Raw genomic sequence first — 14,832 nt, 5'->3', positions numbered from 1 at the left:
GCAATACTCGCCCGACTGCGCACGCCGTATAAGTATCCCAGGCTGGTGCTGGAGCCTTCGTTTCGCGCGGGCCAGTTCGACAGCCACGGGGTCGATGTGCCGTTCGTCTTTCGGTATGGCAGCCGCTTTGCCATGAGCTTTGTGGGCTTCGACGGCATCGGCTACCGCACGGGGCTGGCGTTCTCGGACGACCTGATTCACTGGCAGAAGCAGGGCATCTGGATCGACCGCGGCGCGCCCGGTTCGGTGACGGAGTTCAACGTCGCACTCACATGGATTCTGCGCGACAACAACCTGTTCGGTGCGGGTCGGTTGCGTCGGATGAAAGGGCAGTATGTGGGCACGTACCACGCCTACCCCAAACCCGGTTACGAGGCGGGTCCCGCCGCCATCGGCATCTGCCACAGTCGCGACCTGAAAACGTGGCAGTTGGAACCGCCCTGCCTGTACGCACACGAGGGAGCCGAATGGGAGCGTGCGGGGCTGTATAAATCGTGCCTGCTGGAGCATCGCGGAACCTACTACCTGTTCTACAACGCCAAAGACCGCGAGAGCGGCTGGAAAGAGCAGATTGGCGTGGCGACATCGCCTGACCTGAAAAGATGGACACGCTATGAGGGCAATCCCATCCTGCGCGTGGGCAAGCGCGGCGCGTGGGACGACATCTTCGCCAGCGACCCCTGTGTGCTGCAGGTCGACAAGGACCTCTGGGCGATGTTCTACTACGGGCTGAGCAGTGACGGGCACGCGCGCGATGGCGTCGCCTTCAGCCGCGACCTCCTGCACTGGGAGAAGGCGCCAGAGGTGCTTATCGATGTGGGCAAAGAGGGGAGCATCGACTCCCGCTTCGCCCACAAGCCCAGCCTCTTCTGGCACAATGGTTGCCTGTATCACTTTTACTGCGCGGTATCGCCGCTGGCGGAGGGCAGGGCGGGAGACGTCGAAGTCGGCGAGCGCAGAGGCATCGCAGTAGCGACATCCAAACTGCTCTGGTAGACCAACATCCGCTGGAGGGCGAGGCTCCTGCCGAGCCATTGGTGCGTGTTTCTGTGCCTCCCGGGAGCCACGCCCTCCGTTGCGAGTTACCACCTCGTGCGCACGGTGTAGGTCACCTTCACCGCGCCGTTGCGCTCGACTTTCACCGGAAACTCTATGGTACGGGCATCCAGCTTGTTATACGGGTGGCTGTTGTTGAGAATCTGCCACTCGCCCCAGAAGTGTTCCACAATCCACACGTCCGCATCGGTCTCTTTGTGGTTGCGCACGGTGATTTCATAGGTCTCTTCAATCACTCGGTCGGAAATCTGTTTGTAATCGGTGCGTTTGCGCTCGCCGACCACATCGAACGCATCCCCGATGTACAGGCGTACCAGTTCGTCTTTGGGCGTGTGGTCGATCAGGTCCTCTCCCAGAAACTGCAGGTTGCCACGGTCGTCCGCTTTGTACAGACGCACCTTGCCTTTGGGCAGCGGCATGCCCATATTGTTCTCCTTTGTGTTGCGCAGCTCCACCACGATGTTCAGTTTCACGTTCTGGGTATCACTGCCCATGCCCGGACCTCGGATGCCCTGTATCCACCACCGCCTGCCCGCGTCCAGCACCAGCTTGCGCGTGACCTTCACATCGGAGGCGGTCAACAGGGTCATCTGCTTGGTCTCGTTGTCCCGTACCGTGGTGGTGCCCTGAAGGGTGTAAAGGTGGTATTCGAAGAACGCCTCCTCTTCGAACTGCGGCGCAGCTGCACGCTTCATCGCCATCGCGTCCATCGGCACGACACCCATTCCGGGCGCTTCCTGCACCCGGCGCACATCTCCAGCCAGCAACTGCAGTTGCGCATCGGAGTAGGTCGCACCGCTGCGGTTGTCAATGGTCACCCAGCCCGTGAGGTCAACCATCGTTTCGTCTTTGTTGACGACTGCCACATAGTCCGCTTTCCACGTGATGCCGTTGGCGAGATACGAGACCTGTGTATTGTGTGTGCCAGCTCGGTCCACATCCAGCTTCCACAGTAGCGACGGACGCGACACCAGTCCCTCGGGAAGCTCGGTCAACTCGATTTGACCGGTGGGGTTCAGCACGATACGCCCGTCCTTCAGCCGTATCACCAGTCCCTGATACACCGTTCCGCCGCCGCCTGCATCGGTCTGCCCCACAATGGCAGTGGGCGGATTCAGCAACGTACCCTCCAGTATCTCCACCTTGCCGTCGGGGTGTACCTGCTTGAATCGAACCGTCTTGCCCACGGATTTGTTGAGGATGGAAATAGGGTTCAGCAGGTCGTACTGGTAGTTCTGCTCGCGCACGGCAACCGCGTTGGGGGCGGTCAGCGACTTGAAGCTGATGGAGGTCGGGTCTATTTGCGCTGCCACGTCCTCATAGCGCACAAAGTTCACGCCCTCTCTGAGGCTTATCTGCCGGTTCTCGCGCACCACCGCGAAGTTCTGGTTGTAGATGGTGAGCGAAACGCCCTTCATGTCCTTCGCGGTCGAGGTAACCAGGTTCTGTGCTTCCATTGCCATCGCTGCCCCCATCAGGAGAGATAGACACACCAGCAAGTTTCGCAACATATTCGCATTCAACCTCCCTTATTCTGTTCGCACGGATTAGACGCGCCAGCCGGGCAAAATGTTTCTGGGGGGTAGCCTGGCAGCATTATGGCAAATCCCATATCAGCAATCGGCAGGGCAGCTCCGCCTGAAGGAAGTCATACGCAGCCACTGGCTCTATCGGCGCGAGCTGCTCGAAGGCGGGGTTGCCGCTGATGACCACGATACGACTACCGGCATATTCTGCGCTCCACTTGTGCCAAAGCTTGCGATACAGGTGTACCAGCTCCGACGGCTTGCCCATGCGAACGCCGTAAGGGGGGTTGGTCACCAGCACTACCGGCTGATCGGGCGGAGGCAGGTTCAGCGCGTTGGCAACCGCAAACTGGATATCCGTAACCCCCGCTCCCTGCGCGTTCTGCCGGGCAATCTCGATATATCGGGCGTTCCAGTCGCTGCCGCGTAAGGGGGGCGACGTTCCCCCAACAGACGCACTCGCCTCCAGTTCCGCCCGCCAGCGACCTTCGTCATGCAGGACAAGGTTTCGGAACGCCCACTCCTCGCGCCCGCGCGAAGGGCTGATGTCCCGCCGCCATAACGCCCCCTCGATCAACAGCGTACCTGTGCCGCACAGGGGGTCTACCAGCGGACGCTCGTCCCAGCCGGAAGCCATCACCACCGCCGCCGCCAGCGTCGGGCGCAGTGCGGTCATGTGCGCCAGGCTCTGCCGCCAGGGACGCCGGTGCAGACTGGAGCCGGTCAGGTTCAAGCCCAGCAGATACTGGTCGTCCACCAGTGTGGAGAATATCTCCACATCGGGGTTGTCCAGGTTGACGGGCGGGCGTGCGCCTGTGCGTGCGATAAAGCGGTCGCACACCACCTGCCCCACCACGCGGGCGATGTCCATGCTGGTGAAGTCGTGCGTGCCGTCGCGTTCGGAGCGGATGGCGAAGGCGTACTGGTTCTCGAACCACCGCTCGTAAGGAACCTGCCAGGCGAGCTCCTCGATCTCCTGCAGATTGCGCACCTGTGCCTTTGCCAGCAGCGCAAAGAAGCGGTTGACGGTGCGGGCGTAGAGATGCAGGCGATAGATAAGTTCCCATTGGGCGCGGAAGAAGACACGCGATTTGCTGGTGTCCGTCACCTCCGTGCCCAGAGCGGTCAGCTCCTGTGCAGTGATAAACTCCAGTCCAGTCGTGCAGGTGGCGAAGAAGTCGTGATGCATCATCCCCCCGCTATATGATACCACCTCCCGGGGGCAATCTCTTACGCATCCTTCTACCCTGCCAGTTGCCTTCGACGATGACTTCGCGCGGGGTGGCGGTAACGCGCAGGCGGTTACCCCGATAGTGCAGTCCATCGACCCCAAAGGCTGGCAACGCGGCAGGCAGTTTCGGCTGGATGCGCAAGCCCTCCAGAGTCGCCTCAACACCCAGCACGCCATACAGCAGGAAACAGGGAACCAGCCCACTCTCGGGGAAGGGCAAGTCCACCCCCACCTGTCCCGGGTTTTCCTGTTGCGGGACCTCACCCCGAAAGAGGGGCGGTCCTCCGCACAAACGGTCGGGCATCCGGTAGCGCGAGAGTATCTCTCCGAACCGTTTCCAGGCGTTTTCGATGCCGAAGTAGCGCAGGCGCACCATCAGGTCGAAGTAGGAGGTATACAGGATTGCCCCGCCGTCCTGACACTGGTCGCCGTAGGGGGTGCCATGCCACCCGAAATGCCACCACGGAGGCAGCGGGCTGTTACGCTCTTCGGGAGGCGCATTCTCGCCCCACATGGGGTTGTGGATGGTGTTGGCTCGTGGAGCGAAAATCCACTTGCTGTAAGTATCCGGTCTGCCGGTGGAGGTTGGCTCCGTCTCCATCCAACGGTAGATACGCCTCGCCTTCTGCGCATCGCCCAGGCCGTAATACAGCGCTTCCAAATTGACGAACGTGAAGCCGTAATCATGTCGCGCGCCGTCGATATCCACGCAGCCGATGTAGCGTCCTGCCTTCTCGTCCCAGAAGACCTCATCGTAGCGGCGGTGCACCTTCTGGCGGAGAACGCGATAGTCGGTTAACGGTTGCCGGCGCAACACCGCATCGATGCCCTGCATGGCTTCAAGGCTGGCGTAGTACACCGCGTTGGCGTAGGCGTCCAGGTGTCCGAAAGGCAGGATGTCCCAGTAGTTATTGCCCACGCCCTTATGTCTTCCGTTGACGTCCTTGCTGGCGGTGATGATAAGCCCCTCGTGGCCCCTCAACGTCTCCAGCTGGTAAGCCATCGCGCGGCGCAGCCGGTCTGCCTGACTCTTCAGGAACTCCGCGTCCCCCGTCCACAGGTAGAACCTCCAGCAGGCGAGAATAAAGCGAGCATTCGTGTCGAAGTGGCGGGTGTCGTAGGGCGGCGAGGGCGGGAACGGCCAGCCCTCCATTGCGCCCCAGGTGTGCACGTAGCCCTCGCGGGTTATCGGATAGGTACGCAGTTGCTCCATCTCGCCGCGTCGCTGATCGCCGTCATACCAGCAGCGCATGGTTGCCATCCACTCGAACCACGCGGCAGGTCCGGCGGGAGCAGGATAGGTGAAGGCGCGCTCCCACCAGAAGCGGTTCAAGTCTTGCTCCAGCCTGCGCTGCGGGCAAACGAAGCGGGGAAAGGTATCGGGCACGGAATCGGTTCGTGGCAATACGCGTACGCTCCAGTGGCTTATCCAGCGGTCGCCCTGTCGCCGGTAGGGCACATGCAGGCGCAGGTGCATTCGCTTCTCCTCCATCTCCCAGTGCAGGTGCAACCCATCGCCTTCTATGCGCAAATCGGCGTCACGTGTGCCTTCCATCTCTATCCAGCGCGCCCCGTCGAACGAGAGCTCGGCATGGTCACGCCGTTTCAACTGCTGCACAGGCATGTAGCGCTGATTGTCGGTGAAGAAGCGGCTGAACACCACCCCCGCGGCGGAGGTGCAATCATAGCCCGATTTCGTCCATGTCGTGATCCACGTCCAGCGCAGTGCACCCGAGGGAGCTGCCTGCGAACGCAGCTCCGCTTCCACCAGCAGTGTATCCCGCTGCAGGCGGTAGGTCAAACGTCCTTCGCCCACAAACCGCCGGCAATCCACGCGCAATGCCCTGTCGCGCTCTACCGGTTGCCCATCTACCAGAGCGCTGCCGCCGGCCCACACGTCGCGCTGACTGCTCCACCAGCCGATGGAACCTTCTGGCTCCGAAATCTGCACGGTATACTCCCCCTCGCCCAGCGGTTCGTCCAGCGAGAGGGACTGCCACGAGTTATCCGGCACGTTCTGAAGTCGCCGCGAGGCAAGCAACGTCCCCCCGCGGTAGAGGCTTAACACGCACCCCGAATCCGTCGTGTGCCAGGTGGGCAGGTGTACAGAGACGGTGGTGAACTGCTGCCCGGCGGCGATACGGAAGGTTTGTGCCAGGGTGTGCCCTGCCTCCAGCCGCTCGGGAAAGGAAACCTCTCCGCCGCTTTCGAGTGCAATCTGCTCAGAGTGATACACCTGCAGGGGATCCAGGGTAACGCTGGTCTCCGTTTGCCGCACAAGGGTACGGGGAGTGATTTCCCAATCTTCCGGAATGAGGTTCAGGCAGAAAGACTGGCTGCGACGCCCCTTGCCGGTAGGGTCACAGCGCAGGTCGTTCAGGGTGTGCTTCTGTTGCTGTACGGTGAAATAACCGTTGCGCAGGGTGGACATAATATGTCCCCTCCCCCAGATGAAATATGAACGGCTCAGCGGGAGCCTCTTCTGTAGACCCAGGCTTCAGCCTGTGTTCCTGGAGGGCGAACCTCCGGGTGAGCCGCCCCTACACATCCTCCCCGCGGGCGGGGAAGGACTGGCTCGGCGGGAGCCTCGCCCTCCAGATAGGGACTGTTTGCTACTCCGGCAACGGCAGCCGCACCGGCTCGCCGCGTTTGGCGGATTCGTACGCCGCGAAGGCGACCTCTGCCGCCGCCAGACCGTCCTCGCCGGTGATGGGCACCGGTTTGCCTGACGCCACGCTCTCCACGAACGCGCTGACCAGCCCGTAGTCGATACTGGAACCCCAGTGTTCGAGGGTGATGCGCATGTTGCGGTCGTCGTACAGGGTGGAGTTCTGCGCGAACATGTCCATGTACACCAGCCCCTTCGTGCCCACCACCTGCAGGGTGACATCGCCCCACGTGGGGAACACCTTCGGGCGCGACCACGAGGAGTCCAGCGTGGCAAACACGTCGTTGGCGAAGGTCAGCGTCAGCATCCCGGTATCGTCGAAGTCGCCGTGGCAGAAGCCGTTGCCGATTTCTGCGTAGACCTCCACCACCTCGCTCTTGAGCAGGTCGCGGCACAGGTCGGTCACATGCACCGTGTGGTCGATCACCGCGCCCCCGCCAGAGAGTTCGGGCACGATGAACCAGCCTCCCGGGTTGCGCCCTCGGTTGGTGCCTCGAATCGCCAGCACCTCGCCCAGCTCGCCCGCCTCCACCATCTGCTTGAGGCGGATGTAGGAGGGGCTGAAGCGGCAGGGGAACGCGGTCATCAACTGCACACCGTTCGCCTTGCAGACCTCGATCATCGCTCTGCCGTCGGCTTTGCTGGTGGCGAGGGGCTTCTCGCACAGCACATGTTTGCCCGCTTTTGCCGCCATCTCGGTGAGCGGACGGTGCTTGACGTTCTCCGGGCAGACGATAACGGCGTCGATACCGGCGTCCAGCAGGGCTTCATAGCTCTCGTAGAAGCGCGTGCCGTATTGCTGTGCCACCTGTTGCCCGCGCTGCGGGTCGTCATCTGCCACTCCTACCAGCTGCGCCCTGCCCTCGGCTTCCAGCTGCTTCACACAGTGCGCGTAGGAATAGGCGTGCATGTGCGCAAAGCTCATCATGCCGATTCGTACTGCCATCTCAAGCACCTCCTCCCAGCCGAATGACCCTGCCTGTGCGTGCGCTCTCTATCGCCGCCAGTGCAATCTCCACCGCCTTCATGCCGTCCACTGCGGTGATAGAGGGCTGCTGCCCTGCCTCCACGCTGTCCACGAAGTGTTTAATCTCCAGCATGTAGGGGTCTTCCGCCAGCGGGCTTTCGGGCACTGCCACGCCTCCACCACCGCCACCGGCATTCTGTTTCGCCACCATCAACGGCATCGCGAAGCGGCTGTCGAAGGCAATCATGCCCGCGTCGCCCGCGATTTCGAAGTCCACTTTGAACCCGCTGGGGTCTGCCCAGTTTGCCTCCACGTGTGCAATCGCGCCGCTCTTCAGGCGCAGGGTAATCAGGGCGTAGTCGATGTGGTCCAGTTTCTTGAAAGTCAGCGCCTTAGCGAACACACGCTCCACCTCGCCGAACGTCCAGCGCAGCCAGTCGAAGTCGTGGATGACCATGTCCAGAATGGGTCCACCGCTCTGCTCGAAGTCGGCATACCAGTCGTTGGCAGCGCGAGGATATGGACCGCCGCGTCGCGTGCGGATGGCGGCCGGCTTGCCCACCGCGCCCGCCAGCACCAGGTCGCGCGCCTGCTTGAACTCGGGGAAGAAGCGCAGCACCTGTGCAGGCATCAGCGTCACGCCCGCTTTGCTGGCGGCTTCGATCATCTGCTCGCACTGTGGCAGGGTGCGCCCTAACGGCTTTTCGCACAGGATGTGCTTGCCCGCACTGGCGGCTTTCAGCACCAGTTCCAGATGGGTCGGTGTCGGTGTGCAGATGTCCACCATGTCCACCTGTTCGAGCATCGCCTCGTAGCTGGGGAACGCCTGCACCCCAAACTGCGACGCGACACGCTGAGCCGCCTCCGTCACTGAATCGTAGAAACCGATCAGCCGGGTATTTGGCAATTTGGCGTAGGCGGACGCATGGGTGCGCCCCATCGTACCGACGCCTGCAATTCCCACTCGCAGCATGTTGTCACCTCCTCCATCACATCACTGGAAAACCGCTTTGAGGCTCTCAGCGATGTGCTTCAAGCCCAGTTCGGGATAGCCCGGGTAACCCTCTACCTCCGCGGTGATATAGCCATCGTAGCCCACCTGCCTCAGAGCTTCGTCCACCTTTGTCCAGGGGACATTGCCCTGCAATGGGTTGCAAAAGCCGCTGATGTTGCCGATGTGTGTCTTGAAGTCCTTCACATGCACGCGGTAGATGCGCCTGCCGAGGATGCGGATCCACTGGTCCGGATAGCCCATCACCAGCACGTTGCCTGCGTCAAAATACACGCCCGCGTAGGGACTGCCCAGCTCGTCCACGAACTGGCGCATCTCCAGCGGGCTGAGCAGGAACTTGTTCCAGACGTTCTCGATGCCGATACGCACGCCCAGTCGTTCGGCGTCGGGCAGCAGCTCACGCAGTGCACTGTAGGCACGCTCATACGCCTCGTCGTAGGCGGTTTCCTCGTTCACCACGCCGGGCACCACAAGAATCGTGTCCACACCCAGCCAGCTGGCAATCTGCAGTTGCTTGCGGATGGCAGCCATGCCTTTCTCGCGCACAGCGGGGTCGGGACTGGTTAGCGGATAGCGCCAGCCCAAACCGGTGGAGAGGCTGGACAGCTCCACCCCGATGCGCTGTGCGGTCTCTGCAATCTGGCGCACTTCGGACTCCTGCGCGTTGAAGCCGAGAACGCCGTCTTCGTCCATGTTGAACTCGATACTGTCGAAGCCGGCTTCCTTTGCCGCCTTAAGGCACTGTTCAAACGACCAGTCGCCGGGCATCGTCCATCGGTTGACGCCGATTTTCATCGAGATGCCTCCTACTATGGGGATATCGGAACTATGTTCGACGTGGGGCAAAGGTTTCCTGCGGTACCGTGCACAGCGGTACGGTAGTGCGTCACTCCCTCTTCCGCTCCAGCCAGCGGGCATAAATCTCCTTTTAGGAACGCCGCTGCGCTTCGCCGCCTCGCGAATCGCCTCCTTCTCGCTCATCCCCTCAGCCAGCAGACGCCCTATCATCTGCAGTGGCTCCTCTTCGCTCGGTGACGTTGTTTCTTCGCGCACAGGCAGCAGAATCAGCGTGAACTCGCCACGGGGTAGCGTCTGCTCGTAGTGCGACAGCCACTCGCTGACAGTCGCTTGTCGCGCTTCCTCAAACTGCTTGGTGAGCTCGCGGGCGACGAAGATGTCGCGCTCGCCCAGCACTCGCTGCACATCTCTGAGCAACGCTACGACACGATGGGGGGCTTCGAACCACACCACCGCCCGCCGCTCGCCTGCCAGCGACTGCAGGTAAGCGAGCCGCTCCCTGCTTTTGCGGGGTGGGAAGCCGTCAAAGATAAACCGCCCCTCGGGCAAGCCGGCGAGGCTGACCGCCGCCGTCACCGCCGAGGGACCCGGCACGCACACGATGGCTATCCCCTGCTCGCGGGCGCGGCGGATGAGTGCGCTACCAGGGTCGCTGAGGGTGGGCGTACCCGCGTCGGTCACCAGCGCGATGCGTTGGCCGCTCAGCAAACGTCGCACCATCTGCTCGCTCTTCGCAGGGGGCGAATACTCGTGCAGGCTGGTGAGTGGGGTGTGGATGTCGTAATGGTTCAGCAGTTTGCGGGTGACGCGAGTATCCTCCGCAGCGATCAAATTCACCTCTCTCAGCACGCGCAACGCCCGCAGGGTGATGTCTTCCAGATTGCCGATGGGGGTTGCCACCACGTACAGCACGCCCGCTGTCTCTACCACGGTGTCATCACCTTCACCGCGAAGCGCGTTTGCGTGCTGGAGGCGTTGGGGTCGCCAAAGATCAAGAAGATATCGGTGCCCCGGCGTACCTGCTGGCGATAGGTGAGGTATAGCGTGTTCACCTCGTGAAACTTGCCGAAGCCGCTTCCCCTGCCGATATATCGCCCGCCGATGCTGTGCTCGGGGTCGATATCGTAGTTCAGCGTGGCGATGAACTGGTGAAGGTTGCGGTCGGGCGTGTTTGGGTCGCGGTAGCGGATGCGGCTCTGCTCGTAGTGAAGCATCAGGCGCAGCCGCTCGGTGAAGGGCACGCCCTGCAGGAATCGCCAGTAAAGGCTGTCACCCCCCGCGACTTTACCCACCGTGATGACCACATCGCCTGCGTTGTACAGCCGATGCGCGTTCCAGCCTACCATGGCAGAGATGGTGCGGTCGAGATAGGGAGGACGGTGGTAGCGGCTTGCGCTGAGCCAGTACACCATGTCGTTGCGCAGGGTTACCGATACCCAGCCGGTGAGGGTGTCGTCGTAGATGCCGCCGTCCAGCTTCCATCGCTGGTTGCGCACGATGCCCGCATCCATCAGCTGCACGGGACGGTTGTCCCAGCGTTTGTTGTATATCGCCATGCTCTCATAACCGCGCAGTCCTACCTCCGGCGCATAGCCCAACGTCGGCGCGAAACCACGCGATATCTGGTAAACCTGCCCCCCGAAGCTGATGCGTCCATCCCCGCGCTGCCGCCAGAGAATCAGTCCTATCTTCTCGCCGGTGGGCATATCCTGCCCGGAGGTGCGAAAGTACAGCACACTGACGTTGGCGAAGCCGTCGGGGAAAGAGGGGTAAAACACCGCTCCGCCTCCCATTGCCGTGGCGTGCACGCCGGGGCGGTCGTCGCGGACGAACTGCACCTCGGCATGGGAACGCGTGCTCATCTGGTACGCCAGCCGCCCAACGGCTATCCACTGGTCTGCACCCCGACTGAACAGTGCGCCATAGTTCCACCTGCCCACCGTGCCGAAGGACTTGAGCGCGGCGTCCACCGCCTGCACGTTACCGCTGTAGAACAGGGTGGTGTCGGGGAAGAAGCCGTCTCCTTCCACGAAGAAAGGACGGGTCTCGCGCACCAGACGGGGCACGTAGCTGAAGGAGACGCTGTCCACCTCCCGCGCGACGTTCCTGAAGTCGGGGTTGAGGGTAAGCAGAGAGGTCAGCCCTCCGGGCATCTGCCACTTGATGTCCAGACCACTGCGCCACTCGGTTTTGCCGGAGGTGGTATCCAGCTGCGTATACGGCAGGATAATCGGAGGAGGCAGCACCTCGGGCAGCTCCAGGTCGGTCCAGCGGGCGCGTTTGAGCAGGTCCAGGGTAGTGCCGGTGTTCGGAAAGACGTACTGCACGTTGAGGCGAGGCACATTGCGCAGCAACTGCACGCCCAGCTCCTTCTGCCCGCGCGGGATACGCAGGATGCGGAACGGCACGAAGATTTCGGCGGACCAACCGTTGCTGTTTCGGGAGACCGCTGCCTTCCAGTCACCACGCCAGCGGATGTTGCTGATGCTGCCGCCGGGGATGCTCTCGTCCTGTGCGCCGCGCGCGTTCACCCGGAAGGAGTAGGGCTCGACGTTGACTCCCGTCGGCTCCACAGCCAGCTGCACGTAATCGTCCTTCGTCAGGTCGGCGCCGCGGCGGGTTTCCTGCGCCAGAATCTTGTCCGGCTCGGGGTCGTGACAGTCGAACGCCGCGTAGATTCCTTCGGAGGTGTACGCCAGCAGACAGCGGGTGGGCAGTTGGGCTTCACGCTGGTCTTTGAAGTCCCAGAAAGCGGTGATTTCCACTGCGTTCTCCCACTCTCCGGAGGCGAGCACGCCGTCGATGACCGGCGGCTGTGGAAACCGCCTGCCCGGGATGACCACCGCGTCCAGCTCCGCTTCTGCGGGCGCAGAAGCTATTCCCGCGGCGAGAGCCAGTACCCCCCCGACAAGCCAGACAATCCCGCGAACCGAGAACATCATGCGAACCGGGCTCACCAAGTTTTCTCCATACAAATGGACAAAGGTAAGCTACCTGCATTATCTCCCAGTTTTACAGGTTATCATACAAAGTCGTGAGAAAGTTGTCAATGCTGAAGGGGGATGCGTCGTGCGCTCAACGCGCCCAGCGATACAATCGCCGCCGTGGTGATGAAAGCAGCGGCATACCCCGCCGATGCCACAATCACTCCCCCGATAAAGGGGGTGAGGGTCGCTGGCAGGTTCATGAACTGCTGCAGCGCGATGTACGTGGGACGTTCTGACGGCGGCGCAACGGAGAGTATCGCATTGGTAAAGGCGTTCCACAGGCTCCATCCCAGCGCGCCCAGACAGGCAAAGACGAGTACGAACCCCCACGCCACGGGCATCACCAAAGCCGCCAGCGGAGGCACTACCGCCAGTGCCACCACCACCCGTAGCGCCCGAACCGCGCCGACCTGATCCGCCATCCAGCCCCATAACGGACCCGTCAGCACCGCCCCCAGCGTCTGAGCGGTCAGATAAATCGCCACGTAGGACTCCGGCAAGCCAAACCGCTCCCGCGCATACAGCACGTAGAAGCTGGAAGCCACGCCTCCCCCGGCCAGCAGAAACTGCGTGGTGAGGATCCAGCGCAGGGCAGGGTCGTTGCGCCACAGGGCAGGGATGCGCCGCAGGTGCTCTACAAAAGTGCGCTCCGGGTCTTCTTGTGGCGGCGTATCGGGTTCCTGAATTAGCAGAAGCATCAGCATCGACAGCAACAGCCCCGTAGCCATCAGCAGTATCAGAAGGGCGTAGTTTCGCGGGAAGGTCAGCGCGCGGATATTCAGGATGGTGCTGACCAGTATGGGTGCGCCCAGCGCCGCCAGCGAGGAGACCGTCTGCATCGCGCCGAAGAAACGTCCCCGAATGTTTGAGGGCACTGCCTTGCCGATAATCTCCGTCCAGGGCACGATGCTGAAGCCGTCCGAGCCGATAAACAGCAGGCTGAACAGCACGAACGCCCATAACGCCAGCGTGTGGTGGTGACCGTACGCCCATATCAACAGGAACAGCAGGAACATCGGCAACCTGCCGATGGCGCACGCGGTGACGAGAAACGGTTTGACACGCCGCCTGCCGTGGATACGGTGCGCTACATAGGGCTGCGGCGCGAATAGCACCAGCAGACGTAACCCGCTAATCAGCCCAATCAGCTGTGGCGACGCGCCCAGCTCCTTCAGGAACTGCGGCATGACCGTCGTGGGGTCCATGCAGGAGAACCCCAGCATGAAGAAAGCCACATCGCCGATGATGGCGATGATGTTCCGACGCACGGCTGCAGGAGCAGTGGCGATGTGGCTCATTCAGATACCTTCTGCAGGTCCTCCAGTAATGGCAGGGTGCGGGGCGCGAGCAGCACCTCCTGTGTGAAAAACTCACCCAGCTCCCGTTTGCTAACCTTGTCCACATCAGGGCGGCGAGCCGCGCGCATCTGTTCCCTTGCCTGATCGTAGATGGTCTGCTTCTGCGTATCGGAAAGGATACCATCCAGCTTTGCCCAGAGGGCACGAACCACCTGGTCCACCGTCTTCATGCGCAGTTGCAGGGCCGCGGTATCCGCCTCGCGCAGTTTCTTGCGCAGTTCGTCAGAAGGGGTTTTGCCTTTCAGCGCGTCGTTCCTGGCCGTGATCACTTCATCTTTCAGTTGCAGCAGAGCCTGTGCGTTGCGCTCTTCCATGCGCATCAGGTCGCTCTGCGCCTGTTCGAGCAGTGGCTTTATCTTGCCAATCTGCTCCTTGCTCAGCTTCAACGGCGTCAGCACCAGCAGCAGGTCGATATCCGCCAGCGCGGTGAGTACCTCGTTCGCCTTTTGCACCGCCTCGGGAACTTTCGGGGGTTGCGACCACGAAGCCGCCTGTACCAGGTATGCTGCCAGTAAGAAAGTGAGAACCGTTACCAGACGCTTCATCCTCATGCCTCCAGAGAACGGATTGCCTCAATGACCTCTTCGACGTGGCCGTCCACTTTTACTTTCGGAAAGACGCGCTGCACGATACCGTTTTCGTCAATCAGGAAGGTGGTGCGTTCGATACCCATATACGTACGTCCATACTGTTTCTTTTCCTTCCAGACGCCATAGGTGGTAGCAACCTGCGCTCCCTCATCCGCCAGCAGCGGAAACGGCAACCCATACTTCTGCGCAAACTTCTGGTGCGAAGCCAGGCTATCCGGACTGACGCCCAGTACCACCACTCCCATGCTCTGAAGTACCCCCAGATTATCGCGGAAGGCGCACGCTTCCTTCGTGCAGCCGGGCGTGTCGTCTTTCGGGTAGAAATAGAGAACCACCTTTTTGCCTCGCAGGTCTGACAGGCGCACGGTGCTGCCATCGGTCGCTGGCAGGGTGAAGTCGGGGGCGATTTGACCTTCAACCACGCTCATTGAGAAGCCTCCTGCAAACCAAAATCCATGAGGATTCTACCAGAGAGAAAACAAAAACGGGTAGTCGCTGAGTGAAACAAAACGGATATTTTGCCACGTAAATAGTGATAAGCTACATGGCTGAGAGACTGTCTAAGGTGTGTAAACTTGGCAGCAAAAACTTCTACGGCATGGAGGTGAGAAAACTTGCTTGGGAGCAGATATGCGAGAC

General features: G+C 61.5%; 11 protein-coding genes and 1 pseudogene. 1 reads left to right on the top strand and 11 read right to left on the bottom strand.

Features of this window, described 5'->3' with window-relative positions:
* Positions 1-3: 3 nt before the first annotated feature.
* Positions 4-996 carry a family 43 glycosylhydrolase gene (locus K6U75_03315; protein ID MCL6474070.1) on the top strand — a complete coding sequence of 331 codons (993 nt, stop codon included), beginning with the start codon at positions 4-6 and terminating at the stop codon, positions 994-996.
* Between the two features lie 86 nt (positions 997-1,082).
* Here K6U75_03315 and K6U75_03310 read toward each other — a convergent pair whose 3' ends face one another.
* The 11 genes and pseudogenes from K6U75_03310 to bcp form a co-directional block, all read right to left on the bottom strand.
* A complete protein-coding gene (locus tag K6U75_03310; GenBank protein ID MCL6474069.1) occupies positions 1,083-2,513 on the bottom strand; it encodes a DUF4139 domain-containing protein in 1,431 nt (476 codons plus the stop codon).
* Positions 2,514-2,652: 139 nt separating this feature from the next.
* A complete protein-coding gene (locus tag K6U75_03305; protein MCL6474068.1) occupies positions 2,653-3,774 on the bottom strand; it encodes a class I SAM-dependent RNA methyltransferase in 1,122 nt (373 codons plus the stop codon).
* A gap of 7 nt (positions 3,775-3,781) precedes the next feature.
* A complete protein-coding gene (locus K6U75_03300; GenBank protein MCL6474067.1) occupies positions 3,782-6,244 on the bottom strand; it encodes a glycoside hydrolase family 116 protein in 2,463 nt (820 codons plus the stop codon).
* Between the two features lie 181 nt (positions 6,245-6,425).
* The gene (locus K6U75_03295; GenBank protein MCL6474066.1) at positions 6,426-7,427 is read right to left on the bottom strand and encodes a Gfo/Idh/MocA family oxidoreductase; all 1,002 of its coding nucleotides are present in this window, start codon (positions 7,425-7,427) and stop codon (positions 6,426-6,428) included.
* 1 nt (position 7,428) lies between these two features.
* The gene (locus K6U75_03290) at positions 7,429-8,421 is read right to left on the bottom strand and encodes a Gfo/Idh/MocA family oxidoreductase (protein ID MCL6474065.1); all 993 of its coding nucleotides are present in this window, start codon (positions 8,419-8,421) and stop codon (positions 7,429-7,431) included.
* A 21-nt stretch (positions 8,422-8,442) separates the two neighbouring features.
* On the bottom strand, positions 8,443-9,261 hold the full coding sequence (locus K6U75_03285) for a sugar phosphate isomerase/epimerase (GenBank protein ID MCL6474064.1): 819 nt from the start codon (positions 9,259-9,261) through the stop codon (positions 8,443-8,445).
* Between the two features lie 141 nt (positions 9,262-9,402).
* Positions 9,403-10,188: pseudogene (gene rsmI / locus K6U75_03280) on the bottom strand (16S rRNA (cytidine(1402)-2'-O)-methyltransferase).
* Positions 10,182-12,215 carry a DUF5916 domain-containing protein gene (locus tag K6U75_03275; GenBank protein MCL6474063.1) on the bottom strand — a complete coding sequence of 678 codons (2,034 nt, stop codon included), beginning with the start codon at positions 12,213-12,215 and terminating at the stop codon, positions 10,182-10,184. The pseudogene rsmI and the gene K6U75_03275 overlap by 7 nt, the downstream one beginning before the upstream one ends.
* A gap of 89 nt (positions 12,216-12,304) precedes the next feature.
* Positions 12,305-13,543 carry an MFS transporter gene (locus K6U75_03270; GenBank protein MCL6474062.1) on the bottom strand — a complete coding sequence of 413 codons (1,239 nt, stop codon included), beginning with the start codon at positions 13,541-13,543 and terminating at the stop codon, positions 12,305-12,307.
* On the bottom strand, positions 13,540-14,148 hold the full coding sequence (locus tag K6U75_03265) for a hypothetical protein (protein MCL6474061.1): 609 nt from the start codon (positions 14,146-14,148) through the stop codon (positions 13,540-13,542). Before K6U75_03265 ends, K6U75_03270 begins: the two co-directional genes overlap by 4 nt.
* A 2-nt stretch (positions 14,149-14,150) precedes the next feature.
* A complete protein-coding gene (gene bcp / locus K6U75_03260) occupies positions 14,151-14,621 on the bottom strand; it encodes a thioredoxin-dependent thiol peroxidase (protein ID MCL6474060.1) in 471 nt (156 codons plus the stop codon).
* Positions 14,622-14,832: the final 211 nt, after the last annotated feature.

Source organism: Bacillota bacterium (assembly GCA_023511455.1).
Classification (GTDB): Bacteria; Armatimonadota; HRBIN16; order HRBIN16; family HRBIN16; genus HRBIN16.
The sequence above is the reverse complement of the archived record's forward strand: the minus strand, read 5'-3'. Positions and strand labels throughout refer to the sequence as shown.

What these genes read in the sequence shown, in the direction of transcription:
- K6U75_03270 (MCL6474062.1), bottom strand. Translation starts at nt 13,543, where the DNA reads ATGAGCCACATCGCCACTGCTCCTGCAGCCGTGCGTCGGAACATCATC.
- K6U75_03290 (MCL6474065.1), bottom strand. Translation starts at nt 8,421, where the DNA reads ATGCTGCGAGTGGGAATTGCAGGCGTCGGTACGATGGGGCGCACCCAT.
- bcp (MCL6474060.1), bottom strand. Translation starts at nt 14,621, where the DNA reads ATGAGCGTGGTTGAAGGTCAAATCGCCCCCGACTTCACCCTGCCAGCG.
- K6U75_03295 (MCL6474066.1), bottom strand. Translation starts at nt 7,427, where the DNA reads ATGGCAGTACGAATCGGCATGATGAGCTTTGCGCACATGCACGCCTAT.
- K6U75_03300 (MCL6474067.1), bottom strand. Translation starts at nt 6,244, where the DNA reads ATGTCCACCCTGCGCAACGGTTATTTCACCGTACAGCAACAGAAGCAC.
- K6U75_03305 (MCL6474068.1), bottom strand. Translation starts at nt 3,774, where the DNA reads ATGATGCATCACGACTTCTTCGCCACCTGCACGACTGGACTGGAGTTT.
- K6U75_03310 (MCL6474069.1), bottom strand. Translation starts at nt 2,513, where the DNA reads ATGGAAGCACAGAACCTGGTTACCTCGACCGCGAAGGACATGAAGGGC.
- K6U75_03265 (MCL6474061.1), bottom strand. Translation starts at nt 14,148, where the DNA reads ATGAAGCGTCTGGTAACGGTTCTCACTTTCTTACTGGCAGCATACCTG.